Below are 26,826 nucleotides of genomic sequence, written 5' to 3'. Positions count from 1 at the left end.
AACATGCAGCGGTGACCTGGCATGCGACGCCGCGATGCATGCGGACGGCCAGTCGTGCCCTGGCACCCACAACCCAAATGCGATCGCAATGGATCTAAGGAATCTTTCGGCGTTCTTCCGGGACCGCGCCGAAGAATGCAGGCAAGCGCTGGAAGGGCGCCTGGGCCCGGGCGTCGGTGCGCAACCGACGCGGGAAGCCTTTGCCAGGGACCTGGTGGGCGACCTCTACGGCACCTTGTTCGAACTGACGCACCGAGTGCTGGTGACCCAGTACAAGCTGGTGGAAGCGGACGTTTCGTTCGACGCCTTTTGCTCCCTGCTGGAGCAGGCGGCGGTGCGCGAATACATCCATGGGCGATATCCGGTGCTGCGCGGCGCCATGGATGCCGCGTGCGCGTCCTGGCTCGAGCAATCGTCCCTGCTGGCCGAGCGCTGGCGTTGCGACGAAGCGGAAATTCGCAGGCAGCTGCTTCCGGGAGACGCTCCACTGGTCGTCGCCAGGGTTCGCACTGGCGTCGGCGATACGCATCGCGGCGGGCGGAGCGTGGCGTTGCTCGAGTTCGCGGACGGCCGTCGCCTGGTCTACAAGCCAAGAAGCCTGGCGATCGACTCTCATTTCGGGCTCCTGCTGGACTGGCTCAATCCGCACTGCGGCCTTGGATTAACTTCCGCGCGCCACATCGATCGCGGAGCCTATGGTTGGGTCGAGTTCATCGGCCATGACAGCCTTGCCGGCCAGGCGGCAAGCGGCCGCTATTACCGGCGCCTGGGTGGCCTGATGGCCTTGTTGTATGTCCTTGAGGCCACCGACTTCCACTACGAGAACATCATCGCCTGCGCGGAGCAGCCGGTCCTGGTCGATCTGGAGAGCTTCTTCCGCCCGGTGACGCGCACCGCAGGCGGCGAAGCCAACGAGCGCTACGACGCATCGGTGCTGAAAGTCGGCATCCTCCCCACGCGTTTCCTTGCCGGCTGCGACGGCTTTCCCGAAGTCGGCGGCATTGTCGACGCCGCCGGCGAGCCCGGGCTGGAGCGCATGCTCCTGGTCCAGGACCATTCAGGGGGGCTTGGTTTCACCCGCGAACGCCTCGCGCTGTCGGGGGGACAAAACATCCCGCGGCTGGGCGACACGCCGATCCAAGTGGGTCCAGGCCACATCGCCAACCTGCAGGAGGGATTTGCGCTGGTGTATCGCGCGATCCTGCAGCGACGCGACGCATTCCGCGGACTGGTCAACGCCTGCGCCCAGGCAGAAATCCGGGTGATCTTCCGCCACACCGCGACGTACGTGCACCTGCTAAATGAATCCAGGCACCCCAGCCTGATGCTGTGCGCGGACGCCAGTGCGGCCCATTTTGCCCGTTTGCGCGCGGTCGTCGCGACCTACCCGACCGCAGCGCGCTTCGTCGATTTTGAGATCGCCGATCTCCAGCGCGGCGATGTTCCCCAGTTCAGCACGCGCGTCGACAGCCGCGATCTCTGGTACGCCGATGATGGATGCATCCATGGGTTCTTCGAGGAAAGTGGCCTGCAGGCGGTGCTGAGGAAAATCGACGGCCTGTGCACCGATGACCTCAACCAGCAATGCTGGATGATCGCCAATGCCATCCGCATGCACGACCCGCGCCCACGACCGGCGCGCGGACCCGGCCTTCGCGCTGCCACCGAGGGCGGGGCGGCGCCCCTTCGCGAACGCCTGGTCGAAGTTGCGACATCGATCGGAGAGAAGATTCGCGACCAGATGCATGTCGACGGCGCGAATGCGAGTTGGCTGGTGCACAAGTCGAAGGCGCTGGACAACAGCGCGTTCGAACTGGTGCCTGCCTTCCACGACCTGCACAGCGGCATGCCGGGCGAGATCCTGTTCTTCCAGCAGCTGGCACGCGTCACCGGAAACATCGAATACCGCGACCTGTCGAATCGCGCGCTGCACTACCTGATGCGACGACTGCGCGAGTCCGGCTCGGCAATCCGCTCCCTGGGCCTGTACGCCGGCTGGGGCAGCATCATTTTCATGCTTGCCAGGCTGGCACAGCAGGCGTGTGAATTCGGCTACCTCCACCAGGCGCGTGCGTTGCTAGAGGATCCGCAGTTCGACCAGTTGGTGCACGCCGATGGCAACTACGGCGTCATCGCCGGCAGCGCGGGTTTCATCATTGCATGCACGGAGCTGCACGCCGCGGGTGCTTCGCCACGCGCGCTGGCATTGGCGCGTGCCAGCGCTGAGCACCTGCTGGAACACCGGCACGAAGGCATCCCTGGCTATGGCTGGCGGATCACCAGTTCGCAGCCGCTCTCGGGCCTGGCACACGGGGCGTCGGGATTCGCTCTCGCATTCGGGCGCCTGTTCGAGGCCACCGGCGAGGAACATTATCGCCAGGCAAGCCTGCGCGCGCTGGAATACGAACATACGCTGTTCATGCCCGAAACCGGCAACTGGCGCGACTGCCGCGAATACGTCGTCAACGAGCACGGGGACAAACCGGTCGCCGCAGTGTCCTGGGCCCACGGCGCACCTGGCATCGGACTGGCGCGGCTGGGCCTGCTGCGCGCGGGCATCGACACGGCGCGGATACGCGAAGACCTCGACATCGCCGTGCAGACCACCGTGGCCCATGGCCTGGATGGTGGCCACTCGCTGCTGTCGGGCGCGTTCGGCAGCCTCGAACTGCTTCTGTGCCACGCCGAATGCGAGGGGGGCGACCAGCTGCTTCCGGTCATCGTCGACCGCGCGGAGCGCCTCCTCGCGCGCCTCGCGCAGGGCGACCTGCGGCTCAATGCCGTGGTTTCCCATCCGATGGGATTGATGCCCGGGCTCACCGGAATCGCTTACCAGTGCTTGCGCATGGCGCGGCCAGGCGAGGTTCCCTCGGTACTGTGCGGCGTCAGCCGGCTGTCGGGCAAGGTCGACAGCCTTCGGCGACATGCACTGCAAGCGTGAACAGCCCAGACCCGATGACGATTCCCGAATATCCGCGGCCCGAAGACCTGTTCCGTCCGCAGGCGCGTGACCAACACCAGCGCGACGCGGTCGAGGCGCGCGAGCGCCTGCTCGTATCCCCGCCATGGACCTGGTGGCTGTTGTGGCTGGTGGTTGCCGCGCTGGCCATTGCGTTGATCCTCTCGGTGGTCGGTTCGGTCGAGGTCAACGCGCGCGCCGTGGGCATCCTGCGTCCTGGCGACGGCGTGCGCCTGCTCGTCAGCCAGGTGGCTGGCACGGTGCAATCGGTGCAGGCCCCATCGGGACGGCAGGTGCGCGCCGGCGACACCGTCCTCCGGCTCGACATGCCCGCTGTCCACGGCCAACTGATGCAGTCCGAGCGCGAGGTGACGCTGTTGAAATCGGATTTCGGCGAGGTCGCGCGCCGCCAGCGTGCGCTGTACGAACAGCAGGTCGCCAGCATCAACGCGCGCATCGAGGGCATGCAGGGCCAGATCGCCAGCCAGCGCACGTCGCTTGCCGCCTACGAAAGAAAGTGGAGGGCACTGGAGTCCTTGGCCGACAGCGGCGTTGTCAGCAAATTCAATGTTGTCGATGCGCGCGAAGCCTATGCCGGAGCCGCGCGCGAACTGGCCGGCACCGAGCAGGGGATCGCGCAGGCGCGCCAGGAACTGGCCCTCGTCAACAGCCGCCAGGAGTCCGACCTGTGGCAGCAACGGCAGGCGCTCAAGACCGCGCTGTCGAACCGGCAAGCCTTGGAGTTCGACCTCAGGCAGGCGGTCGTGCGTGCGCCGGAGGCCGGCACGGTCGACGCCGTGCTGGTCCGCCCGGGCGATGTGGTGGCCGCCGGCAGCGTGCTCGGCAAGCTCATTCCCAAGGGCACGCCGTTGCGCGTGGTGTCATTCCTGCCGGAGAAGGATCGCGCATTCGTGAAGGTCGGCGATCCGGTGCGGCTGGAACTGCAGCAGCTTCCCTATGGCGAATTCGGTTCACTCGGGGCACGCGTCGCGAAGATCAGCAACGACCTGGCGGCGCCGTATGAAGTCCGCGACGCGCTGGGAGAGAACGGCAGCCTCGGGGAGCCCGCCTATCGGGTCGAACTGGAACTCACCGACGCTTCGGCCGCCACCAACTCTGGCGTGCGGCTGCGCAGCGGCATGCTGATGCAGGTCCGCTTCATGCTGCGCCACCAGCGCCCGATCACGATGCTGTTGAAGCCCTTGGCGCGATGGTTCAGGTGACCAGGCAGGCGGAGCGGCGTGCAGGCCGGGCCGCACGCAGGAAGGTCGGATTCATCGCGCAGATGGAGCTGGCCGAATGCGGCGCGGCCTGCCTGGCCATGGTGCTCGGCTGCCACGGCCACCACGTGCCGCTGGCCGAGTTGCGCAGATCCTGCGGCGTGTCGCGCGACGGCGCCAATGCGCTGGGCCTGGTTCATGCGGCACGCGCTTTGGGAATGCTCAGCGAAGGACGCCAGATCCGGGACGTCGCCGGACTGGCCACGTTGCCGTTGCCGGCGATCCTGCATTGGGATTTCAATCATTTCGTGGTGCTGGAGCGCCTGGGCGCGCGCAGCGCGGTGATCGTCGATCCCCGGTCCGGCCGCCACACGATCGGGCTGGACGACGTCGGCCGCCACTTCACCGGTGTCGCGCTGACTTTCGAGCGGTCGACCCAATTCCGCCCGCGTGCCGCCAGCCGGCCCAGCCTGGCCCGCTACCGATCGCTGTTGTCGCGATACGTCCCCAATCTGCTCCAGTTGGTGCTGGCTTCACTGGCCTTGCAGCTGCTGGGACTGGTGTTTCCCTTGGCGGTGGAAATCCTGCTCGACCGCGCGATCGCCCCGCATCAGGAACAGTGGCTCTGGGGCCTCGCTTTCGGAATGGGAATGGCGGTGCTGGCGCGGGTCGCGCTCGGCCTGGTGCGCAACTGGGTCCTGCAGGGTCTGCAGAACGCGATGGACCTGAGCCTGATGGGCCGCTTCCTCGATCACCTTCTGCACCTGCCGCTGGGGTTCTTCCTGCAACGCGAAGCTGGCGACCTGGTGCAGCGGGTGCAGGCCAATACCGTGCTGCGCGCATTGTTCGGCAGCCAGTCCGTTTCCGCGCTGCTGGATCTGTCGACCTTGCTCGGCTACGCGCTGCTGATGCTTGCATTCGAGTGGAAGCTGGGCCTGATCGTGATCGGGCTTGGGTTGTTGCGGGTGGGCCAACTGCTCGCGCTGCGACAGCGCAGTCGGCGCCTGATGGCGGGGGAACTTGCCAGTAGCGGCAATGAGGAAGGTGCCCTGGTCAACGCATTGAGCGGGCTGGAGTCCACCAAGGCGCTGGGCGCCGAACACCGCGTGCTGGATCGCTGGCATCGCGCGATGGTGCAGGCCACCAATCGCCGCGTGCAGCGTCGTTACCTTGAGGTCAACGCCGCCCAGCTGACCGGCGTGCTCAGCGGCTGCGTCATGGCGTCGGTGTTGTGGGTCGGCGGGCAGGCGGTGCTGGCCCGGGAAATGACGCTGGGGGTGTTCGCCGCCTTCATGACCCTGCAGGGACTGTTCACGGCTCCGCTGGAATCGCTGACCGCCGCGGCGATGGACCTGCAGCTGCTGGGCACGCACTTGCGGCGCCTGGACGATGTCCTGGAAACACCGGTGGAGGAATCCGGCGACGAAGACCCGGGCCGACTGGCCGGCGCGATCGAACTGGAGGAGGTCAGCTTCCGCTACGACGCCCAGTCGCCGTGGGTGCTGCACGGAATTTCGCTGGCGATCCAGCCGGGCGAGAAGATCGCGATCGTCGGCCGGTCCGGCGCCGGGAAGTCCACCCTGGCCCGGCTGTTGCTGGGCATGCACCTGCCCACCCACGGGAGTGTCCGTTTCGATGGTCGCGACCTGCGCCGCCTGCATCTGCCGGCGTTGCGCGGCCAGATCGGGGTCGTACTGCAGGACACCTTCCTGTTCGACGACACGGTACGCGCCAACCTCGCCCTCAACGCGCCCGGGCTGCCGCTGGAACGGCTGCGGCATGCGGCGCGGCTGGCGTGCGTGGACGACGTCATCGATGCCATGCCCGCGGGTTATGCCAGCCGTGTCGGCGAGAATGGCAACCTGCTGTCCGGCGGACAACGCCAGCGCCTGAGCCTGGCGCGCGCGCTGGCCCATCAGCCGGCGCTGCTGCTGCTGGACGAGGCCACCAGCGCCCTCGACCTGCCCACCGAGGCGCGGATCCACGCCAACCTCGCCGGCCTGGGGTGCACCCGGATCGTGATCGCCCACCGATTGCAGACGGTGAAGGACGCCGACCGCATCCTGGTCCTGGACGCCGGTCGACTGGTCCAGCAGGGGACCTATGCCACGCTCGCGGACCAGGAAGGACGGTTCCGCGACCTGGTGCATGGACTGGAAGACGAGGCGGCCCATGCCTGAGTCCCGGAACGCGGGGTCCTCATGGCAGGGATTGCCCGCCGACGTCGCGACATGGCGCCTGCTGACACTCGCCGGCTCGGCGGAAACGTCGCTGGTCGAACTGCAGGAACAATGGCGTGGCGAGACAGCCGCCGAGGCGATGCTGCCGCTGCTGGAATTCCACGGCCTGCCGGCCCATTGTGTTCGGATCGATCCGGGCCGCCTGCACAGCCTCGACGTGCCCGCGCTCGTACAGACGGGCGATGAGGCCTGGCTGGTCCTGCGCGCGCGCAGCGGTCGCCGCCAGTTCATCCTCGAAGGCCAGGGCGGGGTGTGGCAGGCCGGTAGCGACGCGCTTGCAGCATCCCTTTCCGGCATGGCGATCGAATTGCTGCCGCGGCTGCCCGACGACTGCACCCTGTGGGGGCGAGCCTGGCGGCTGGCACTGCAGCATCGCCGCCCGCTCGCCTGCGTGGCGCTGGCCGCCATTCCGCTGCAGTTGCTCGTCTTGGTGAGTCCGGAGCTGTCGGGCCTCGTCCTCGGGCGGGCGCTTCCGGATGGGGCGACCTCGCTGTTGCGGCTGGCGGCGGCAAGCGTGGTGATGGCCGCCGTGTTCACCGGCGCCATCACCTGGTTTCGCGACCGGGTGGTGTTGTTCGCGATGACCCGGCTGGAGGTCACCGTCAAGCGCGGTTTTCTCGACCACGTGCTGCGCTTGCGGTTCGCGCAGCTGCAACAGTTCACCACGGGCGAATTCCTGCAGGCATTTTCCGGCATCTCCGTTGCCCGGACGTTGTTTGCCGAACGCGCGCTCGGCACCCTGGTCGACGGCACCCTGGTCATCGGCTACCTGATCGCGATGGGAGTGAAACTCTGGGCACCCACCGTCCTGATGCTGCTGGCGTCGCTGCTGATGGCACTGCTGGCATTCGCGGCCGGTCGTGCGCAGGCGCGCCAGCAACGCGAAGAGGTCAAGGCGCAGGCGCGCCAGCGCGGTTACCTGACCGAGTTGATCGCCGGTGTACGCACCATCAAGGCGGCGGGGGCGGAGCGGGCCAGCCACGCCCGCTGGTTGCGGTATTTTGGCCGCGAGCTGGATTTCACCCTGCGCCGCCAGCGCATCGGCTTGTTGCCGCAGGTGGGGATGGACTTCACCCGCCAGGCCTTCTCGGTGACCATGCTTGTCTGGGGGGGATACAGCGTGCTCCATGGCGAGCTCGGACTGGGGCCGCTGTTCGGCTTCCTGCTCCTGGGCGATGCCTTCCTGCGCGCGATGTCGGGCATGGTGGACGCCGGGCTGGCGCTGCTGGTGCTCCAGCCGCAGTTGGCGCGGACGGCCGAGTTGTTTTCAATGCCGCCCTTGCCGCGCGCGGCACCAGGCCCGGCGCGAAGGCTGTCGCGGCCGATCGTCCTCACTGACGTCTGGTTCCGTTATGGCAATGACGGCCGGTACGTGCTGCGGGACTACCACCTGGAACTGGCGGCCGGCACCAAGCTGGTCCTCCAGGGCCCCTCTGGCTGCGGCAAGAGCACGGTGCTGCGCTTGCTGGCGGGCCTTTACGTTCCGGAGCGCGGCACCGTCGACATCGCCGGCCTCGCCCCCGACCGTGCCCGGCAACGGCTGCTGTACCTGCCGCAGTTCACCCAGATCTTCGCCGGCACGATCATGGAGAACCTGCGCATCCTCTCCGGTGGCGCCACCCGCAAGTGCCTGCTGGAAACGGCGGTGCTGACCGGCCTGGACGTGGTGGTCGACGCATTGGCCATGCACTACGACACCCCGCTGCCGCACGGCGGCGCCACGCTATCGGGTGGGCAACGCCAGTTGCTGGCGCTCACGGCCGCCTTGGCTTCGGACCGCGACCTGTTGCTGCTGGACGAGCCGTTGGCGAACATCGACGAGGTTGGAGCCGATCACATCAGCACGTTGCTGCAACGCCAGGACCGCACCATCATCTCGGCCAGCCATACCGTGCAACGGCGGAACAACGCGTTGCGCCAGACCTTGCCCGCCTACTAACTTCACGGAAGACCATGGCACAGACCGTCATCGAACTGGAAGGCGTGCACAAGGCCTTCGGCCAGCGACCCGTGCTCGAGGACCTGAGGCTGTCGGTCCCGGCGCGCAGTATTTTCGCCTTCCTCGGCAATAACGGACAGGGTAAGTCCACCACCATCCGGCTGATCGTCGGGCTGCTGGGCGCCGACCGCGGTCGGGTCTGCGTGCTGGGGAAGGACATCCGTCGCCAGCGCCGGGACATCCTGGCGCAGGTCGGCTGCATCGTCGATGCACCCAGCGCCTATCCCAACCTCAACGCCAACGAGTTCCTGGCGATCGGCTGCGCGCTCAAGCGCCTGCCCAGGTCGCAGATCGACCGGGTGCTGGCGATCGTCGGCCTCCACGCGGAGCGGAAGCTGCGCATCGAACATTATTCTCTTGGGATGAAACAGCGCTTGGCGCTGGCGCACGCGCTGCTAGGGCAACCACAACTGCTCATCCTCGATGAGCCTACCAACGGCCTGGATCCGGAAGGCATCCAGGAAGTGCGGCGGCTGCTGGCCAGCCTGCCCGAAGTGGTCGGCTGCAGCATATTCTTCGCCAGCCATCAGCTGGATGAAGTGCAAAAAACCGCGACCCACCTGGCCCTGCTGGAAAACGGCCGCGTGCGATTGCAGACCTCGATCCATGAACTGACGCGTTCGCTGGCCGGCGCGCTCTCGCTGACCGTCTGCGATGCGGACAAGGGCAGCGCCCTGCTGGCGCAGCAAGGCTACCGGGTGCAACGGCAAGGGCCGAACACGATGCTGGTCGATGGCATCGCACGTGGCGAGGCCAGCCGGGTCAATGCCAGCCTGGTCCAGGCCGGACTGGACCTCTTCGAATCCGCCTACGCCGCGCCATCCCTCGAACAGTGGTTCCTGGGTACCGCGGCTACCGCAAGGAGCGCGCGATGATGCTGCCCTTGCTTCGGGTGGAAGCGATCAAGTTGCGCCGCTCGCTGGCATTGCTGGTCACGCTTGCCTGTCCGTTGATGGTCGTGTTGCTGGTGTTCGGCGTGACGCTGAAGCAGACAGGGCCATCGGCGTTCAAGCCTGCGACGTGGACGATGCTCTGGGGCGCCGTCACCGCAGTGTGGAGTTATTTCATGCTCCCGCTGTACATCGCCCTGATCACCTGCCTGGTCAACGGCGCCGAACACAGGAACCAAGCCTGGCGGCTGATGTTGACGTTGCCAATCCAGCGCGGGCAGCTGTACCTGGCCAAGTTCCTGACCGCGTGGCTGCTGGTTGGCGCGGCAAGCCTGCTGCTGGCGGCGCTGGTCGCCCTCGCGATCGCGATCCTCGGCATTGCCGGCTACCCCACGGTGGAGGCATTTGCCGGCGGCGCCGCCTTCGCGATGCTGAAGATCCCGCTCGCATGCCTGCCGGTGCTCGTTATCCAGCATGCCATCAGCTGGCGCTTCCCCAGCGTCGTGCCCCCGCTGGCCATGGGCATGATCGCAACCATGGGAATCGTGCAGATTGGCAGTTCGCAGTACTGGGTGTTCTACCCGTGGAGCTATACCCTGATGGCGGTGCGGGGCGGCATGGCCGAGCTGCAACAGCACGCCCTGCTGCTGGCGATGGGCCTGGGTGCGACGCTGTACCTGGTGTCGGCGTTGTGGCTGTGCCGCAGGGAGAGCGCCTAGCCCCAGGCGGCCGGGGAGGAAGGCGGATCAGCGCTTGGCGACGCCCGAACTGACGTACTTCTCGCGCCGGATCTGCGGTACCGCCAGGCCGTGGCCCTTGAGTGCCTCGAAGCAGGCGTCGACCATGTTCGGATTGCCGCACAGGTAGGCGATGTCGTCGTCGGGCCGTGGCGCGAATTCGGCGAGGAACTGCTGCACGTAGCCGTGGCGTACGTCCGGATGCAATGGCTGGGACGGCGAACTGGCCGGCAGCTCGCGTGACAGGCAGGCGATGAAGCGGAAGTGTTGTGGATGGCGGTCGGCGAAGGCCCGGAATTCGTCGCCGTACAGCAGCTCGGCCGGCGTGCGCGCACCCTGCAGTAATACCACCTTGAGCTCGCGCTCGGCGATCTGCCGTTCCAGCAGCGGCAGCATCGCGCGATAGGGAGTGACGCCGGTGCCGGTGGCGATCAGCAGGTAGCGTCGATTGGCATCCGTCGGCATCAGGCAGAAGCGTCCGTAGGGGCCGCTGGCATCGACCAGCCCGCCTTCCTCGAGGCCTTCGAACAACGCCGTCGCGGCGCCCCCGGCGACATAGCTCACCGCGATCTCCACCGCGTCGCCCGGGCCCATCGCGTGGTCGTGGATCGTCGCCAGCGAATAGCTGCGCTTGGCGGCGGTGCCGTCCGCGTACTGGAAGTGCACCTGCAGGAACTGCCCCGGGATGAAGTCCAGCGGCTCGCCATCGGCGCGCACGAACGACAGGTGGGCGACGCTTGGCGCCAGCATCCGGCGGCCGACCAGCTTGAGCGGGAATTGCGTGATGGCCACGAGCGGTCTGCGGAGCCTGTGACAAGCGCGGCAGGACGCCGACGCGGGCCGCCTATACTACCGGGATCGCCGCGACGGCTGCGGCCCAGGTGCATATGACCCAAGACAACGATAGCGGCGCCGACGCCTCGGCGGGTGCAACGACGGCGCGCGCGGCCCCAGCGGCTGCGACTCCAGCGCCCGCGATCCCGGCACTGTCCATCCATGACCTGCGCAAGACCTACGACACCGGCGTGCAGGCGCTCAAGGGCGTGTCGCTGGACGTGCGGCCGGGGGATTTCTTCGCCCTGCTCGGGCCCAACGGCGCGGGCAAGTCGACCCTGATCGGCATCGTCAGCTCGCTGGTCAACAAGAGCTCCGGCGACGTGCGCGTGTTCGGCGTCGACATCGGCGCCGACCGCGACGCGGCGATGCGCCTGATCGGGCTGGTGCCGCAGGAGATCAACTTCAACATGTTCGAGCAGCCGCTCGACATCCTGGTCAACTACGCCGGCTTCTACGGCGTGCCGCGCGCCGAGGCCCTGCCGCGCGCGGAAGAGGAGCTCAAGCGCGCGCAGCTGTGGGACAAGGCGCGCAGCATGTCGCGCACGCTGTCCGGCGGCATGAAGCGCCGGCTGATGATCGCCCGCGCGATGATGACCCGGCCGCGGCTGCTGATCCTGGACGAGCCCACCGCCGGCGTCGACATCGAGATCCGCCGCGGCATGTGGAAGACGCTCAAGGAGATCAACGCCAGCGGCACCACCATCATCCTCACCACGCATTACCTGGAAGAAGCCGAGAACCTGTGCCGCCACCTGGCGATCATCGACCGCGGGATCATCGTCGAGCAGGGCCCGATGCGCGCGCTGCTGGCCAAGCTCGATGTCGAAGGCTTCCTGCTCGACATCGACGGCTCGCTGCCGGCCGCGCTGCCGGTGATCGAAGGCACCGCGCTGGTGGCCATGGACGACCACACCCTGGACCTGGAAATGCCGCGCGCGATGGACCTCAACCGCGTCTTCGCCACCCTCGATGCCGCCGGAATCCGCGTGCGTTCGATGCGCACCAAGTCCAACCGGCTGGAGGAACTGTTCGTGCGCCTGACCGGCGACGATGCCGCTGCCAGGCGGGAGCAGGCGGCATGAGCGCACGGGACTTCGCCACCTCGAGCACGACGCGCCGCAACTGGGTTGCGCTGGGCACCATCGCGCGGCGCGAAGTCGCGCGCATCCTGCGCATCTGGGCGCAGACGCTGGTGCCCCCGGCGATCACGATGACGCTGTACTTCCTGATCTTCGGCGGCCTGATCGGCTCGCGCGTGGGCACCATGGATGGCATCGGCTACATGGATTTCATCGTGCCTGGCCTGGTGATGATGGCGGTGATCCAGAACAGCTACGCCAACATCTCCTCGAGTTTCTTCGGCGCCAAGTTCGGCCGCCACGTCGAGGAACTGCTGGTCAGCCCGATGCCCAACTGGGTGATCCTCGGCGGCTACGTCGCCGGCGCGGTGCTGCGCGGGCTGCTGGTCGGGATCATCGTGCTGCTGATCGCGATGCTGTTCACCGCCGTGCGCATCCCGCACCCGCTGGTCACGCTGAGCACGGTGTTGCTGGGCGCCACGATCTTCTCGCTGGCGGGGTTCATCAATGCCGTGTATGCGAAGAAGTTCGACGACGTCGCGATCGTGCCGACGTTCGTGCTGACGCCACTGACGTACCTGGGCGGCGTGTTCTATTCGGCCAAGCTGCTGCCCGGCTGGGCGCAGGCGATGACCCACGCCAACCCGATCTTCTACATGGTCAATGCCTTCCGCTACGGACTGCTCGGTGTCAGCGACGTTCCGCTGTGGGTCGCCTACGGGTTGATGGCCGCCTTCACCGCGGTGCTCGGCGCGCTGGCGTTGTGGCTGCTCAAGCGCGGTGTCGGCCTGCGCAGCTGAGCGTAGGCGGGTTTCAACCCGCCATCGCGCAACGACCGTTGCGCGCGCCGGGTTGGACGCTGATTCGCGCACGGAGAATTCCGTCCGCGGGTTTCAAGCTGCCAGGGCGGCCGCGGGAGGGCGCGGCGGGTTGAAACCCGCCCTACCGCAACCCGAAAAAAAGACGTGCATTGGCCGTGGTCCGCGCCGCCGTCACCGCGACGTCCTCGCCGCGATCGCGCGCGAGCTCGGCGACGATGTGCGCCAGGTACATCGGTTCGTTGCGGCGGTGCGAGGGCGCGGGTTTGACCGTGCGCGGCAGCAGGTAGGGCGCGTCGGTCTCGATCAGCAGCCGGTCGGCCGGAATGTGCCTGACCAGTTCGCGCAGGTGCTGGCCGCGGCGCTCGTCGCACAGCCAGCCGGTGATGCCGACATGCCAGTCCTGGTCGAGATAGGCGAACAGTTCCTCGCGGCTGCCGGTGAAGCAATGCACCACCACCGGCCCGATCTGGCCGTCGAATGCGCGTAGCACCGCCATGAAGTCGGCATGCGCGTCGCGCTGGTGCAGGAACAACGGCTTGCTGACCCCGTCCACGGCGAGGTCCGCCGCCAGTTGCAGTTGCCGCTCGAACGCGCGCCGTTGCGCCGGGCGCGGCGAGAAGTCGCGGAAGTAATCCAGCCCGCATTCGCCGGCCGCGACTACCTCGGGCTGCACCAGCAGCGCGCGCAGCTCGGCTTCGCATTCGTCGGTGTACTCGACGGCGTGGTGCGGATGCACGCCGGCGGTCGCGTACAGCAGCCCCGGATGCGCCCGTGCCAGTTGCAGCGCCTTGGCCGAGCCCTCGCGCGAGGCGCCGGTGACCACCATCTGTTCGACGCCTGCGTCGCGCGCGCGTTGCAGCACCGCCGCCAGGTCGTGGTCGAAGCTTTCGTGGCCGAGGTTGGCGCCGATGTCGATGAGTTGCATCCGGGCAGTTTACCAACCGCGACATTGCGCCCCACGTAGGAGCGGCTTCAGCCGCGAGCCTTCCTGTGGGGGAGCAATCGCAAAGCTCGCAGCTGAAGCCGCCCCTGCGAGAAGCCGCTCCTACCAAACGCTGGTCGCCGCTTATCCTTGTGCCGTGACCGACTTCCCCATCGACGAACTGCTGCCGCGGCTGCGCGCGTCGCTCGCGCGGCATCCCAGGCTCGTGCTCGAAGCGCCGCCCGGCGCCGGCAAGACCACCCAGGTGCCGCTGGCGCTGCTGGATGCGGACTGGCTGCAGGGCCGGCGCATCGTGATGCTGGAGCCGCGTCGGGTCGCCGCGCGCGCGGCGGCCGGCTTCATGGCGCGCCAGCTGGGCGAAGACGTGGGTGCGACGGTCGGCTACCGCATCCGCTTCGAAAACAGGGTGTCCGCGCGCACGCGGATCGAAGTAGTCACCGAAGGCATCCTCACCCGCATGCTGCAGGACGATCCGGAACTCGGTGGCAGCGGCCCGGGTGGCATCGGCGCGCTGCTGTTCGATGAATTCCACGAGCGCCACCTGCCTGGCGACCTCGGCCTGGCACTGGCGCTGGACGTGCAGGCGTCGCTGCGCGAGGACCTGCGGATCGTGTTGATGTCGGCCACGCTCGACGGCGCGCGGTTGGCCGACTGGCTGGATGCGCCGCGACTGGCGAGCGCCGGGCGCAGCTACCCGGTCGAGATCGCGCACGTCGCGGTGCGGCGCGACGAGTCGCTGGAAGCACAGGTCAGGCGCAGCGTCTTGCACGCCCTCGCCGCGCACCCCGGCGACGTGCTGGTGTTCCTGCCCGGGCAGCGCGAGATCGCGCGCAGCGCGACGGCGCTGGCCGCCGCGCTGGACGACGACGTCGCCACCCGCGGTGTGATCGATGTCCTCGCCCTGCACGGCGAACTTGCGCTCGAGCAGCAGGCGCGCGTCCTGCAACCCGATCCCGCCGGGCGCCGGCGGGTGGTGCTGGCGACCAACGTGGCCGAATCCAGCGTCACCCTGCCCGGTGTGCGCGTGGTGGTCGACGCCGGCCTGGCGCGCGAGCCGCGGCACGATCCCAACTCCGGCTTCTCGCGCCTGGAGACGGTCGCGATCGCGCAGAGCTCGGCCGACCAGCGCAGCGGCCGCGCCGGCCGCGTCGCCCCGGGCTGGGCGTATCGGCTGTGGCCGCAATCGCAGCGCCTGGAGCCGCAGCGGCGCCCGGAAATCGTCCAGGTCGAACTGGCTTCGCTGGCATTGGAGCTCGCCGCCTGGGGCAGCGATGCGCTGCGCTTCGTCGATCCGCCGCCGGCGGGCGCGCTGGCCGCCGCGCGCGACCTGCTGCAGCGCCTGGGCGCGCTCGACACGCAGCACGCGATCACGGCGCGCGGGCGTCGCATGCTGGAACTGGGCACGCATCCGCGGCTGGCGGCGATGCTGCTCGCGGCGACCACGCCGGGCGAGCGCGCGCTCGCCTGCGACCTGGCGGCGTTGCTGGAAGCGCGCGATCCACTGTCGGGCGTGCGCAGCGATGCGCTGGCCCATCGCTGGCAGGCACTGGCGGCGCTGCGTGCCGGTTGCGTCCCGCGCGATGCGCATCGCGGCGCACTGGCCGCGATCGACGCCGCCGCACGGCAATGGCGGCGCCGCCTGCACGGCGACGCCGCCGCGCCGCCGGACACGGGTGCGCACGCGCTGGGCGAGCGGCTCATGCATGCCTTCCCCGACCGCATCGCGCGCCAGCACCCCGTCGACCCGCGCCGCTACCAGCTCGCCAATGGCCGCAGCGCGCGCCTGTTCGACGACAGCGCGTTGTACGGCCAGCCGTGGATCGTGGTGGCCGAACTGCGCGACGAAGCGCGCGACGCGTTGGTGCTGCGCGGCGCGCCGCTCGACGAGGCGGCCGTGCGTCGTGCGTTCCCGCAACGCTTCGCCGACGAGGACGTGGTGCGCTGGGATCCGCAACGGCGCGCGCTGGCTGCGCGGCGCGAGCAGCGCTTCGATGCCATCGTGCTGGATTCGCGTCCGGCCGGGCGGGTCGATCCCGCGCAGGCCGCGCGCGCGCTGACCGACGCGGTGCGCGAACTGGGACTCGAGGTGCTGCCATGGACGCCGGCCCTGGAGCAGTGGCGCGCGCGCGTGCAGTGCCTGCGCTGCTGGCTGCCCGAATGCGCCAATGGCGATGCGGCGCTGCCCGCGCTGGACGATGCCGCGTTGCTGGCGACGCTGGACGCCTGGCTGCTGCCGGCATTCGCCGGCCGGACGCGGCTGGATGCGCTCGGCGCCGAGGACCTGGCCAATGCGTTGCAGTCGCGCCTGGACTGGTCGCAACGCCAGCGCATCGACGCGCTCGCGCCGCGGCAGATCGTGGTGCCGTCGGGCATGGCGCGCGCGATCGGCTATGCCATCGACAGCGATGGCCTGCCACAGCCGCCGGTGCTGGCGGTCAAGCTGCAGGAACTGTTCGGCCTGGCCGAAACCCCGCGCATCGCCGACGGCCGCATCGCGCTGACGCTGCACCTGCTGTCACCGGCAGGCCGCCCGTTGCAGGTCACCCAGGACCTGCGCAGTTTCTGGGAGCGCACGTGGCCGGAAGTGCGCCGGGAATTGAAGGGGCGTTACCCGCGCCATCCGTGGCCGGAGGATCCGTGGAATGCCACGCCGACCCATCGCGCCAAGCCGCGCGGAACCTGAATGCCGCGCGTGGCGCCGCGGCTGGAATGCGCCGGCGGCCCGCCGCCTCACGTGCCTTGAACGCCGCGCTGCACACACTGCCGGCCAGTCCACCGCGACGAGGCCGAGATGAACACGCGATTCGAACGTTTGCCCGAGCGGGCCAAGACCCTGGCCCTGCAGGTCGGCGACAGCCTGCGTGACAAGGTGCCCGACCGCGCGATGCACTGGATGGAAACCGGCACCGCGTTGGGCGCGGTGAAGAGCGGCACGCGGGTGGCGACGAAGTTCGCGCGCCGCAATCCGACCCTGCTGGTCGCGGCCGCCGCCGGCGCCGGCCTGCTGTGGTACGCCGCGCGCCGCCGCCGCGGCAAGCAGCAGGCGGGCAAGGCGCTGCGCAACGGCTCATCGCAGCAGGTCGATGCCCGGCGGATGGACAGCCTTGCCGACGACTCCCATACCGACGGCACCGGATCGTCCAGTGCGCAACGCATGCGCGCTGCGCGCACCGATGCCAACCAGGCGTCCCCGGCGGTGTCGGGCGGCTAGGCCTGCGTGCGCGGCACGCCATCGCCACGACGAAGCTGGTGGCGGCGAGTGGGACACGCGAAACGCGGCGATGCACACGCCTTTGGTGGTCGACGCCGGGCGCGTGCACCCTTCAGCGCAACGAGGCGATCCCGGGCCGCGCAATCGCGCCTAGCAGCTCGGCTCGGCGACTGCTTCCTGCGCGACCGGAAGCTCCAGCACGAAGCGCGCGCCGCCGCCTTCCCGATCCTCGTACCACAGCTGGCCGCCGACACCGGTCACGATCTGCCGCGCGAGCGACAGGCCCAGGCCGCTGGAGTTCTCGTCCGGCTCGCCGTCGCCCAGGCGCGTGAACGGCTTGAACAACTCACGCTGGCGCATCGGTGAAATGCCGGGGCCGCGGTCTTCCACCCGCAGCTGCAGGTAGCCCGGCGAGCCGATCCGCATCGTCAGCTCGATCGTGCTGCCGGGCGCGTACTTCATCGCATTGCTGATCAGGTTTTCGGCGACCTGGCGCAGCACGCGCTCGTCGATCGCGACACGGCCACCGAGGTTGTGGCCCGACACCTGGACCCGCATGCCGCGGCTTTCCAGCTGCAGTTCGTAGCGGTCGACCAGCCAGCCGACGACATCGCGCAGGCAGGCCGAGCCCACGGTCGGGGAGCCGGCGTTGTGGGTGGCCTGCAACTCCAGGTAACGGCGGATGTAGCCGATCGCATCGCCGGCGCTCTCATGGATCATCTCCAGGTAGCGCGGCACGCGTTCGGGCTTGCAGGCATTGTTGCGCAGCACGTCGCTGGCGAACAGCACGCTGCTCAACGGATTCTTCAGGTCGTGCGCGACCAGGTTGACCAGCTCCTGGCGCTCGTGGGCGACGCGCTCGAGCCGGTCGCGGGTGAGCTTCAGGCCGATATGCGCGTTGACGCGGGCCAGCAGCTCCTCGGGCATGAACGGCTTGGTGACGTAATCCACCGCGCCGGCATCGAAGGCGCGCAGCAGCAGCTCGCGATCCTGCGCGGCGGTGAGGAAGATCGCCGGCAGGCGCTGCCATTCGGGGCGTTGGCGCAGGTTGCCCAGCAGTTCGAAGCCGTCCATGCCAGGCATCATCATGTCCAGCAGCAACAGGTCCGGGACGCGGTGGCTGGCGATCTCCAGCGCCTGCTCGCCGTGGCCGGCAGTCAGCACTTCGTAGCCCTGGCGCGTGAGCAGCGCGCTGACCGCACGCAGGTTCGCGGGCTGGTCGTCGACGACGAGGATGCGGCCGGAAGTGGTGCCGGAGGAAGACATGGAGCGGACAGGTCTCGACGAATGCGCTGCAAGGCAGCGCGGCGGGCCAAGTTAGCAGACTCACCGGAGTGTGAATGCCCCGCCCGGGGGGCGGTGTGAACCGTTCAGCAAGGCCGCCGTGACGGCACACACGTTGGCTGCCGTGGGCGGGTGGCGTTGCGTGGTTCTGCGGGCCAGTCGACCCGACGCCGGGCTTCAGCGGTATTCCCACTCCCCGGGCCGCAGGGCACCGAGCCGATGCGCGCCTATCGCCACCCTGACCAGCCGCAGGGTCGGCAATCCGACGGCGGCGGTCATCCTTCGCACCTGGCGGTTGCGGCCCTCGCGCAGGCCGATGTCGAGCCACGCATCCGGGACGGTTTTGCGCAACCGCACGGGGGGTTCGCGGGGCCAGAGCGCGGGCGGCGCGATGATGCGCACGTCGGCCGGCCGGGTCGGGCCGTCGTTCAGCGTAACCCCGTCGCGCAGGGCCGCCACTGCCGCCGCGTCCGGCTCGCCCTCCACCTGCACCCAGTAGCGCTTGGCCTGCTTGTGCGCCGGATCGGTCAGCCGATGCGCCAGCGCGCCGTCGTCGGTGAGCAGCAGCAGGCCTTCGGAATCGAAATCCAGCCGCCCGGCCGCATACACCCCGGCCGGCAAGCCGAACCCCGCCAGCGTCGGTCGCGGCGTCGCGCTGCGATCGGTGAACTGGCACAGGACGCCAAAGGGCTTGTTGAACGCGATGAGCATGGGCGCTGGGGTCAAGGCCGGAGTTTGCAGCCGGGCGTCGGCAGCCGGTAGCGGACCACAAAAAAGCCCGGCCATGCCGGGCTTTTCCGTCGGTGGTCGACCGCCGCGATGCGATTACATCATCTCGATCAGCTTGTCGGCGAACTGGCTGCACTTCACCTCGGTCGCGCCGTCCATCAGGCGGGCGAAATCGTAGGTGACGTGCTTGCTCGCGATCGCCTTGTCCATCGCCGCGATGATGGCGTCGGCGGCCTCGGTCCAGCCCAGGTAACGCAGCATCATTTCGCCCGACAGGATCAGCGAGCCCGGGTTGACCTTGTCCTGGTTCGCGTACTTCGGCGCGGTGCCGTGGGTGGCCTCGAACACCGCGTGGCCGGTGACGTAGTTGATGTTGGCGCCCGGCGCGATGCCGATGCCGCCGACCTGCGCGGCCAGCGCATCGGACAGGTAATCGCCGTTGAGATTGAGCGTGGCGCTGACGTCGTACTCGCGCGGGCGCAGCAGGATCTGCTGCAGGAACGCATCGGCGATGGCGTCCTTGATGACCAGCCCGGCGCCCGGCTTGCCTTCGGGGATCACGTGCCACGGGCCGCCGTCGAGCTCGACCGCACCGAAGAAATCGCGCGCGACCTGGTAGCCGAAGTCGCGGAACGCGCCTTCGGTGAACTTCATGATGTTGCCCTTGTGCACCAGCGTGACCGACTTGCGCTTGTTCTCGATCGCGTAGCTGATCGCCGCATGCACCAGGCGTTCGGTGCCCAGATAGGACACCGGCTTGATGCCGACGCCGACCTGCACCGGCAGCTCGCGGTGCGGGGCGCCGATGGACTCGAGCTTGGCCAGCCACTCGGCATTTTTTTCCAGCGTGCCGAAGCGGATCTTGTCGGCGAGCTTGGGGAAGTTGAGCTGCAGGAAGTCGAGCATCTTCTGCGCGTCCGCGCTGCCGGGCTCGAACTCGATGCCAGCGTAGATGTCCTCGGTGTTCTCGCGGAAGATCACCATGTCGACGTCGCCGGGCTTCTTCACCGGCGAGGGCACGCCTTCGAACCAGCGCACCGGGCGCAGGCACACGAACAGGTCCAGCATCTGCCGCAGCGCGACGTTGAGCGAGCGGATGCCGCCGCCGACCGGCGTCGTCAACGGGCCCTTGATCGAGACCAGGTAATCGCGGCAGGCGGCGACGGTTTCATCGGGCAGCCAGCTGCCGGTGGCGTTGAACGCCTTCTCGCCAGCCAGCACTTCCATCCACTCGATCTTCTTCCTGCCGCCGTAGGCCTTGGCGACCGCGGCATCGAGCACGCGCACGCTGGCGCGCCAGATGTCGGGGCCGGTGCCGTCGCCTTCGATGTAGGGAACGATCGGGTGATCGGGCACGTTGAGCCCGGCGGGGGTCTTGCTGATGCGGGCACCGCCGGCGGGCGGGGTCGGGACGAAACTGGACGACATCGAGGGCTCCATCGACAGGCGCCGTGGCGGATGCACGGGCGAGTCGGCCATTGTCGCGGTTCGCGCGCCGGCGGGCAAAGCCGGGCCGTGCGCAACTGAATGCAGGCGTCTGCACGCCGCTTGCACCTGCCCCGAAAACGCCGGTGGTAGCCTCCCCGCTCACCGTTGCACGGCCATCGCGCCATGCCACCTCCAAGAGAGCACCTGTTCCACCGCGCGGTACCTCCAACGATGTCTTCGACCCCCGAATCCCTCCCCTGCGCGTTCTGGGGCGAGCTGGCGCCCTGCGACCATCTCCTCCAGGTCTACGACGACGAAACCCACTTCATGGAGACGCTCGAGCGCTTCATCGGCGACGGGCTGGCGTCGGGCGAGGGCGCGATCGTGATCGCCACCGCCTCGCACCTGACCTGGCTGGAAGCGCGATTGCGCGCGTTGGGCCACGACGTCGAAGCCGCGCGCGAACGTGGCCGCTACGTGGCGCTGGACGCGGCCGCGACGCTGGCGACGTTCATGGTCGAAGGCTGGCCGGACGAGCGCCGCTTCGTCGAGACGATCCTGCCGGTGGTGCGGCTCGCCGGAGCCCACGGCCGCGGGGTGCGCGCCTTCGGCGAGATGGTCGCGCTGCTGTGGGCACAGGGCCATACCGAGGCGACGCTGCAGCTGGAGCGGCTGTGGAACCGGTTGTGCGCCCGCGAAACGCTGGCGCTGTTGTGCGCCTATCCGCGCATCGGTGCCACCCGCGACTTCACCGAGGGCCTCGACGCGGTGTGCGCGCTGCATTCGAAGGTGGACATCGTCGAGCCGGGTGCGGGTGGCGGGAAGCATCGCGCCGCCGCAATGGATGGCGCATCGATTTTGCAGTAGCGACGACGGCGCTGCGCCATGCAACACCGCCAAGCCTCGATCGCGCTCAGCCGCCGCCGCAGCACTTCTTGAACTTGCGTCCGCTGCCGCAGGGACAGGGCGCGTTGCGCTCCGGCACCTGGGCCCGCCGCAGCGGTTCGCGCGGGGTCAGCGCATCGATGCGGTGGTGCTGCAGGTCGGCGAGCATGCCCGGCAGCGCGGCGATGATGTCCAGGCGCTGGCGGTAACCGACCGGCGTCGGCGCCGCGGTGGGATCCTCGGGCAGCAGCTCGCCGCTGGCCAGTTGGTCGAGCAGGTGGAAGGCTTCGTCCACCCATTCGTTATCGTCGAGCCAGCGCTCCCAGGCCGCCTCGCGCAGCTCGACCCCGCGGAAGAAGCCGAATGCCCAGTCGCGGCCGACATCGAGCGCATCGTCGTCCTCGGCATCCGGGTCCTCCGGCAGCCACAGCAGCGGCGCCAGCAGTTCGGGCAGGTCGTCGCCCTCGAAACAGGCGCGCTGGGTGGCCAGGTGCAGCTGGTCGTCGAGCATCGCCAGCACCTGCGTGCGTTCGGCGGCGTCGTCCCAGCGCGGCGGCGTGCCCCAGATCGGCGGCTGCCATTCCGCGGCCGGCACCGGCTCGGGCGAGAGCGCCACGGCCGACAGATAACCGTCGAGCGCTTCGAGATTGAAGCCCTTGAACGGCACCGCGCGCTGCTCGAGCAGCTGCGCCAGGCGTTCGATCTGCGCGTCGTCGGGAAGTCGGGGCATCGTCATGCTCGCGTAAAAGCGGGCATGGTACCGGCCGCGTGCTCGCGGCCGGTACGGGTCCGGCTGCTTACTTCACGTCGAACTCGCGGCTCTGCAGCACGCTGCCGTTGGCCGACACCTGCAGGGTGTAGTGCCCGGTCGGCCAGCCGTCGGGCTTGCTGATGCTGAACTCGGTGACCTGCGGGCCGGCGGCGACGGCCTTGTCCTGGGTGTCGACGATCTTGTCGCCCATCGTCCATTTCGCGCTCAGGTTGCCGCCCGGCCCATCGGTGGTGACCGAGGCGTGGATGGTGTCCTTGGTGCCAAAGCTCGTCATCGGCATGGCGATGTGGTTGTCGGCGCCGATGGCGTTGCCCAGGTCGAGCGTGGTCACCGTCAGCGCGGTAGCCGGTGCCGGTGCAGGCGGCGGGGTTTCCGGCAGCGGCGCCGGCGTGGTCGCCGCCGGCTCGCCGGTCGTCGGCCCGGCGGTGGTCTGGTCGTGCTTCTTGCAGCCGGCGATGGCGAGGACGCCGACCAGCGCCGTGGCGAGGACGGCAGGCAGGGGATTGCGATTCATGGCGTGGCTCCGTGGAGGGCGTTGATCAGTGGTCGAGCGCGGGCAACTTCAGCACCTGGCCCGGGCGGATCAGGTCGGGGTTGTCGATCTGGTCGCGGTTGGCGTCGAAGATCGCGTGCCAGTGGCTGGCCTTGCCGTAGTGCTGCTGGGCGATGTGGGACAAGGTGTCGCCGGCGCGCACGGTGTAGGTCTGGACGCCGCCACCGCCACCGCCGCCACCACCTCCGGGGACGCTGTCGGCGTGGTCCTGGACATGGGCGAATTCGGGGCTGCGCGCGCTGCCGCTGCCACCGCCACCCGGGACGGTGTCGGCATGGCCTTGCACGTTGGAGAAATCAGGGCCGCCACCGATGGCCTGGCTGGGCTTGAGCGACAGTTTGGAAGGATCTGCAGTAGTGGGTGACATGGGTGTCTCCTGCGCCGATCTGGCGCACGCCACGCTGCCACCGCGCCTGTTAAGCGCGCATCGTGTCCACGTGACGGCCGCGCGAGCCTATTGGCGCAGGTCGCGCCGCCATGCCGGCGGCGGTTGGCCGGGCGTTGCCCGCCACGGATTGATGTCGAGGCCGCCGCGGCGCGTATAGCGTGCCTCCACGCACAGCGCCCGCGGCCGGCAGCGCGCCATCAGGTCGACGAAGATGCGCTCGACGCACTGTTCGTGGAATTCGCAGTGGTCGCGGAACGACACCAGGTAGCGCAGGAGCCCGGCGCGATCGATGCGTGGGCCGCGGTAGTCGACGCGTACGCTGGCCCAGTCGGGCTGGCCGGTGACCGGGCAGTTGGACTTGAGCAATTGCGACTGCAGTGCTTCGACCACGTGATCGTTGCCATCGGCATGCAGGTGCTGCGCATTGGGCGGACCGTAATCGTCGATGGCGACGTCCAGCCCGTCGATGTCGGTGGCGCCGGGTTCGGCGAACGTCGGTAACCCGAAGGCGACGGTCACCGGGCCACCGGCGCGCTGCGACAGGTCGCGCGCGATGCGTTCGCGCACCGCCGCCGCGGTGTCGAAGCGGGTGCCGTTGAACGCGTTGAGGTAGAGCTTGATCGACTTGGATTCGACCAGGTGCGGCGTGGTCGCCGCGACTTCGAAGCGCGCGGTCGCCACGCACGGCTTGCCGCGCCGATCCAGCCAGCTCAGTTCATAGGCATGCCAGCGATCGGCGCCGATGAAGGGCAAGGCGTCGCCCGGCTCGAGCGCCAGCGCCGCGCGTCCGGACGCGCGCGGAATCGCGAACAGCAGGTCGGGGTCGTACTGGCTCGGATACTCGACCGGGCGGCCGAGCACGCCGGTGTCGTGGGAAGCGCTCATGCGCCCGATTTTACCCGTCGCCGGTGACCGGTCGCCGATTACGCGTCGCCGGCGCCGCGCTTGCGCCTGGCGCGCGGATGCGCGGCGTCGTAGACCTTGGCCAGGTGCTGGAAATCCAGGTGGGTGTAGATCTGGGTGGTGGCGATGTCGGCGTGGCCGAGCAGCTCCTGCACGCCGCGCAGGTCGCCGGAGGATTCGAGCACGTGGCTGGCGAAGGAATGCCGGAGCAGGTGCGGATGCACCCGCTTGGACAGGCCCTGGCGCAGCGCCAGCTGGCGCAGGCGCAGCTGCACCGCACGCGGCGTGATGGGGCCGTTGCGGCCGGGAAACACCGGCGCATCCATGCTGGCGGGCCGCTCTTCGCGCCAAGCGGCCAATGCGGCGCGCGCATGCGAACCCACCGGCACGCGGCGCTGCTTGCCGCCCTTGCCCAGCACCGTCACCAGGCCGTCGTCGAGCTGCAGGTCATGCCAGCGCAACGCGCACAGTTCCGACAGCCGCAGGCCGGAGGAATAGAACAGCTCGAGCAGCGCGCGGTCCCGCACGCCCAGCGGCACGTCGGTGGGGACTTCGACCAGGCGCGCGGCTTCGTCCACGTCCAGCACCTGTGGCAATTTGCGCGGCGCCTTCGGCGCGCGGATCGCCGCTGCCGGGCTGGCGGCGATGCGTCCATGCCGCAGCAGCCAGCGGTAGAAGCTGCGGCAGGCCGACAACCGCCGCTGCAGGCTCTTGGGCGACAGGCCACGACGGTGCTCGTCGGCGATGAAGGCGCGCAGCTGCTCGGTGTGCAGTGCGATCAGGGCGATGCCGTGCGTGTCCGCCCACGCCGACAGCGCCGCCAGGTCACGGCGATAGGCATCGAGCGTATGCGCCGACGTCCGGCGCTCGATCGCAAGGTGGGCGAGGAAGTCGTCGATGTCGGCCATGGCCGCCTACCGGCGCAGGCGATGACGCTCGAAGAACAGCACCATCGCGATGTAGCGGGTGCGCGCCTGCGGCAGCAGTGCGAACACGCAGGAAGCCAACGACGCGATCGTCACCGCCAGCAGCACCGAGAGCACGTCGATGTACAACCAGCCGGTGCTCATTGCCGCGCCGATCCATACCAGGCCGCGCCCGTGCGGCATCGGGTCGCTCGAGCAGCGACGGACGACGAATTCGAAATAGACCTGCAGCGCCACGGTGGCGAGCAGGGCCGCGGCCCATTGCGTCAGCGACACCGGGACATGCCGCGCACGCACGGCCAGCGCAAGCAGCGGTGCCATCCGCAGCGCCGACAACGCGCACAGCACCAGCAGCCGCGTCAGCATGCGCGCCTCACGGGTCGAAGCGCTGCAGCGCGCCAGCCAGCGACTCGGCCATCATCCGCAGGAACAGCGTGCCCATGCCGGGGAAAAACCGGTTCGGTTCATGGCTGCCGACCGCCAGCAGGCCGATGCCCGGCAGCGGCAGCAAGGCGCTGGACTGCACCTCGGCCACGCGCGCGCCGTACAGCAGCGCGTTCTTGTCCGGGTGCAGGCGGCCGCAGATCGGCTCGATGTCGGCAAGCGCGTCGCGGAACGGCGTCAGCCGCGCGTCGTCGGCGGCGATCACCTGCAGCCAGTCGGCTTCGTCCAGGCCCGCGACCGGTTCGAACAGCACCACCCGCACCAGGTCGCCTTGGAAATCCTCGGCCAGCGACGCCGCCATCGCGCGCACGGTCGAGGCCGCATCGTCCTGGCGCAGCAGCGCCAGCGTCAGCTGGTGGGTGCGCACCGCCAGGCGCTCGTTGTCCTGCGCGTTGCCCGACAGTTCGTGCAGGCGCCGGGTGAGTTCGCGGTTCTTGTCGCGCAGCACGTCGAGCTGGTAGCTGGCCAGCGATGCCGCCGGGCCGTCCTCGCGCGGCACCACCAGGCTCAGCGCCAGGTCCGGGAACTGCTGCAGGAAGGTCGAATGGCGGCGCAACCAGGCGGCGACTTCGTGCGCGCCCAGCTTCTCGGTGGTGTCGCTCATGCGGACTTCCCTCGCAGGCTCATGGCCAGTAATCGCCGTCGAACACGAACGTCGCCGGCCCGGTCATTGTGATCGGCAGGCCATCGCCCTGCCAGCCGATGCGCAACGCGCCGCCGGGCAGCGACACGGTGAGCTCGCGCGCCACGCGTCCGCGCTGGACCAGGATCGCCGCCGCCGCGCACGCGCCGCTGCCGCAGGCCAGCGTTTCGCCGGCGCCGCGCTCGTACACCCGCAGGCGCACGTGGTCGGGCGCAAGCACCTGCACGAAGCCCACATTCACCGAATCCGGGAACGCGGCGTGCGCCTGCAATTGCGCGCCCAGCGCCGCCACCGGCGCGGCGTCGATGTCGTCGACCTCGATCAGCACATGCGGATTGCCCATCGACACGGCGCCGAATTCGATCCGGGCCGCGCCGATTTCCAGCGCGTAAACAGGCGCCTGCGCGAAGCCGGGCATCGGCAGCGCCTCCGGCGCGAACCGCGGCACGCCCATCGCGATCCGGTACAAGCCGTCGTCCACGCGCTCGACGGCGTGGGTGCCGGTGGGACTGTCGAGCTGGAAGCGTTCGCCACGCGCGCTGCCTTCGCGCACCAGCCAGGCCGCGATGCAGCGCGCGCCATTGCCGCATTGCGCGGCCGCGCTGCCGTCGCTGTTCCAGATCCGGTAGCTGGCGACGGCCTGCCCGCTGCGTGGGGCTTCGATGGTGAGGATCTGGTCGCAACCCACGCCCGTATGGCGATCGGCGAGGGCGCGGCTCAGCGCGGGCGATGGCGGCGCGCGTCCGTCGCGCAGGTCGAGCACGACGAAGTCGTTGCCGGCCCCATGCATCTTGCTCAGGCGCATCGGCGTGCGCGGCAGCGGCATTCGCTCAGCCGTGGCCGCCGCTGTCGTCGGCCGGCGGCGGCGTGGCGGGTGCCGGCTCGGTGGCCGGCGGCGCTGGCGTTGGCGCAGGCACGGTGTCGGTCGGCGCGGC

24 protein-coding genes are annotated in these 26,826 nt (G+C 69.1%); 11 read left to right on the top strand and 13 right to left on the bottom strand.

Features of this window, described 5'->3' with window-relative positions:
- The first annotated feature begins 88 nt into the window (after window positions 1-88).
- From lanM to G7B67_RS10150, 6 genes are read left to right on the top strand one after another with little or no spacing between them, the layout of a single operon-like run.
- Entirely contained in the window at window positions 89-2,941 is a 2,853-nt protein-coding gene (gene lanM, locus G7B67_RS10175) for a type 2 lanthipeptide synthetase LanM (RefSeq protein ID WP_166211781.1), read from the top strand.
- Complete coding sequence (locus tag G7B67_RS10170) at window positions 2,938-4,182, top strand: HlyD family secretion protein (RefSeq protein WP_166211778.1); 1,245 nt, start codon at window positions 2,938-2,940, stop codon at window positions 4,180-4,182. Before lanM ends, G7B67_RS10170 begins: the two co-directional genes overlap by 4 nt.
- Window positions 4,179-6,359 carry a peptidase domain-containing ABC transporter gene (locus G7B67_RS10165; RefSeq protein WP_166211775.1) on the top strand — a complete coding sequence of 727 codons (2,181 nt, stop codon included), beginning with the start codon at window positions 4,179-4,181 and terminating at the stop codon, window positions 6,357-6,359. The genes G7B67_RS10170 and G7B67_RS10165 overlap by 4 nt, the downstream gene beginning before the upstream one ends.
- Window positions 6,352-8,358, top strand: a complete 2,007-nt coding sequence (locus G7B67_RS10160) for an ATP-binding cassette domain-containing protein (protein ID WP_166211772.1) — start codon at window positions 6,352-6,354, stop codon at window positions 8,356-8,358. Before G7B67_RS10165 ends, G7B67_RS10160 begins: the two co-directional genes overlap by 8 nt.
- A 14-nt stretch (window positions 8,359-8,372) precedes the next feature.
- Window positions 8,373-9,293: an ATP-binding cassette domain-containing protein gene (locus G7B67_RS10155; RefSeq protein WP_166211769.1), complete on the top strand. Its 921-nt coding sequence runs from the start codon at window positions 8,373-8,375 to the stop codon at window positions 9,291-9,293.
- On the top strand, window positions 9,293-10,027 hold the full coding sequence (locus G7B67_RS10150; protein WP_207780908.1) for an ABC transporter permease: 735 nt from the start codon (window positions 9,293-9,295) through the stop codon (window positions 10,025-10,027). The genes G7B67_RS10155 and G7B67_RS10150 overlap by 1 nt, the downstream gene beginning before the upstream one ends.
- A 27-nt stretch (window positions 10,028-10,054) precedes the next feature.
- Here the strand turns inward: G7B67_RS10150 and G7B67_RS10145 are convergent, their stop codons facing one another.
- A complete protein-coding gene (locus G7B67_RS10145; RefSeq protein ID WP_279303993.1) occupies window positions 10,055-10,837 on the bottom strand; it encodes a ferredoxin--NADP reductase in 783 nt (260 codons plus the stop codon).
- A gap of 200 nt (window positions 10,838-11,037) precedes the next feature.
- Between G7B67_RS10145 and G7B67_RS10140 the strand changes: the two genes are divergently transcribed.
- Window positions 11,038-11,964 carry an ABC transporter ATP-binding protein gene (locus G7B67_RS10140; protein ID WP_243412330.1) on the top strand — a complete coding sequence of 309 codons (927 nt, stop codon included), beginning with the start codon at window positions 11,038-11,040 and terminating at the stop codon, window positions 11,962-11,964.
- Window positions 11,961-12,761 carry an ABC transporter permease gene (locus G7B67_RS10135; protein WP_166211760.1) on the top strand — a complete coding sequence of 267 codons (801 nt, stop codon included), beginning with the start codon at window positions 11,961-11,963 and terminating at the stop codon, window positions 12,759-12,761. The genes G7B67_RS10140 and G7B67_RS10135 overlap by 4 nt, the downstream gene beginning before the upstream one ends.
- 142 nt (window positions 12,762-12,903) lie before the next feature.
- Here the strand turns inward: G7B67_RS10135 and G7B67_RS10130 are convergent, their stop codons facing one another.
- On the bottom strand, window positions 12,904-13,707 hold the full coding sequence (locus G7B67_RS10130; protein WP_166211757.1) for a TatD family hydrolase: 804 nt from the start codon (window positions 13,705-13,707) through the stop codon (window positions 12,904-12,906).
- 154 nt (window positions 13,708-13,861) lie between these two features.
- Here G7B67_RS10130 and hrpB point away from each other — a divergent pair, with 154 nt between their 5' ends.
- Together hrpB and G7B67_RS10120 are read left to right on the top strand one after the other, a co-directional pair.
- Window positions 13,862-16,408, top strand: coding sequence for an ATP-dependent helicase HrpB (gene hrpB / locus G7B67_RS10125; RefSeq protein ID WP_166211754.1), 2,547 nt, complete (start codon window positions 13,862-13,864; stop codon window positions 16,406-16,408).
- A gap of 108 nt (window positions 16,409-16,516) precedes the next feature.
- On the top strand, window positions 16,517-16,936 hold the full coding sequence (locus G7B67_RS10120; protein WP_243412329.1) for a hypothetical protein: 420 nt from the start codon (window positions 16,517-16,519) through the stop codon (window positions 16,934-16,936).
- Between the two features lie 150 nt (window positions 16,937-17,086).
- Here the strand turns inward: G7B67_RS10120 and G7B67_RS10115 are convergent, their stop codons facing one another.
- The 3 genes from G7B67_RS10115 to icd form a co-directional block, all read right to left on the bottom strand.
- Window positions 17,087-18,202: a hybrid sensor histidine kinase/response regulator gene (locus G7B67_RS10115; RefSeq protein ID WP_166211751.1), complete on the bottom strand. Its 1,116-nt coding sequence runs from the start codon at window positions 18,200-18,202 to the stop codon at window positions 17,087-17,089.
- Between the two features lie 195 nt (window positions 18,203-18,397).
- On the bottom strand, window positions 18,398-18,931 hold the full coding sequence (locus tag G7B67_RS10110) for a pseudouridine synthase (protein WP_166211808.1): 534 nt from the start codon (window positions 18,929-18,931) through the stop codon (window positions 18,398-18,400).
- A 114-nt stretch (window positions 18,932-19,045) separates the two neighbouring features.
- Window positions 19,046-20,428 (bottom strand): isocitrate dehydrogenase (NADP(+)), encoded by a 1,383-nt coding sequence (gene icd / locus G7B67_RS10105; protein WP_343162583.1) that lies wholly within the window; start codon window positions 20,426-20,428, stop codon window positions 19,046-19,048.
- A 180-nt stretch (window positions 20,429-20,608) separates the two neighbouring features.
- Between icd and G7B67_RS10100 the strand changes: the two genes are divergently transcribed.
- A complete protein-coding gene (locus G7B67_RS10100; protein WP_166211748.1) occupies window positions 20,609-21,244 on the top strand; it encodes an MEDS domain-containing protein in 636 nt (211 codons plus the stop codon).
- Between the two features lie 46 nt (window positions 21,245-21,290).
- Here G7B67_RS10100 and G7B67_RS10095 read toward each other — a convergent pair whose 3' ends face one another.
- From G7B67_RS10095 to dapF, 8 genes are all read right to left on the bottom strand, one after another.
- Complete coding sequence (locus G7B67_RS10095) at window positions 21,291-21,992, bottom strand: UPF0149 family protein (protein WP_243412328.1); 702 nt, start codon at window positions 21,990-21,992, stop codon at window positions 21,291-21,293.
- Between the two features lie 67 nt (window positions 21,993-22,059).
- Window positions 22,060-22,548: a hypothetical protein gene (locus tag G7B67_RS10090; protein ID WP_166211742.1), complete on the bottom strand. Its 489-nt coding sequence runs from the start codon at window positions 22,546-22,548 to the stop codon at window positions 22,060-22,062.
- Window positions 22,549-22,573: 25 nt separating this feature from the next.
- The gene (locus tag G7B67_RS10085) at window positions 22,574-22,954 is read right to left on the bottom strand and encodes a LysM peptidoglycan-binding domain-containing protein (RefSeq protein ID WP_166211740.1); all 381 of its coding nucleotides are present in this window, start codon (window positions 22,952-22,954) and stop codon (window positions 22,574-22,576) included.
- 87 nt (window positions 22,955-23,041) lie between these two features.
- A complete protein-coding gene (queF, locus tag G7B67_RS10080) occupies window positions 23,042-23,860 on the bottom strand; it encodes an NADPH-dependent 7-cyano-7-deazaguanine reductase QueF (protein ID WP_166211737.1) in 819 nt (272 codons plus the stop codon).
- Window positions 23,861-23,898: 38 nt separating this feature from the next.
- Window positions 23,899-24,786: a tyrosine recombinase XerC gene (gene xerC / locus G7B67_RS10075; protein WP_166211734.1), complete on the bottom strand. Its 888-nt coding sequence runs from the start codon at window positions 24,784-24,786 to the stop codon at window positions 23,899-23,901.
- A 6-nt stretch (window positions 24,787-24,792) separates the two neighbouring features.
- Window positions 24,793-25,170, bottom strand: a complete 378-nt coding sequence (locus G7B67_RS10070; RefSeq protein WP_166211731.1) for a hypothetical protein — start codon at window positions 25,168-25,170, stop codon at window positions 24,793-24,795.
- A gap of 7 nt (window positions 25,171-25,177) precedes the next feature.
- Window positions 25,178-25,852, bottom strand: a complete 675-nt coding sequence (locus G7B67_RS10065; RefSeq protein WP_166211728.1) for a DUF484 family protein — start codon at window positions 25,850-25,852, stop codon at window positions 25,178-25,180.
- Window positions 25,853-25,871: 19 nt separating this feature from the next.
- Window positions 25,872-26,717, bottom strand: a complete 846-nt coding sequence (dapF, locus tag G7B67_RS10060) for a diaminopimelate epimerase (protein ID WP_166211725.1) — start codon at window positions 26,715-26,717, stop codon at window positions 25,872-25,874.
- Between the last annotated feature and the right edge of the window lie 109 nt (window positions 26,718-26,826).

Source organism: Cognatiluteimonas telluris (assembly GCF_011320095.1).
Classification (GTDB): domain Bacteria; phylum Pseudomonadota; class Gammaproteobacteria; order Xanthomonadales; family Xanthomonadaceae; genus Cognatiluteimonas; species Cognatiluteimonas telluris.
This window is presented reverse-complemented; position numbering and strand designations above follow the sequence as displayed.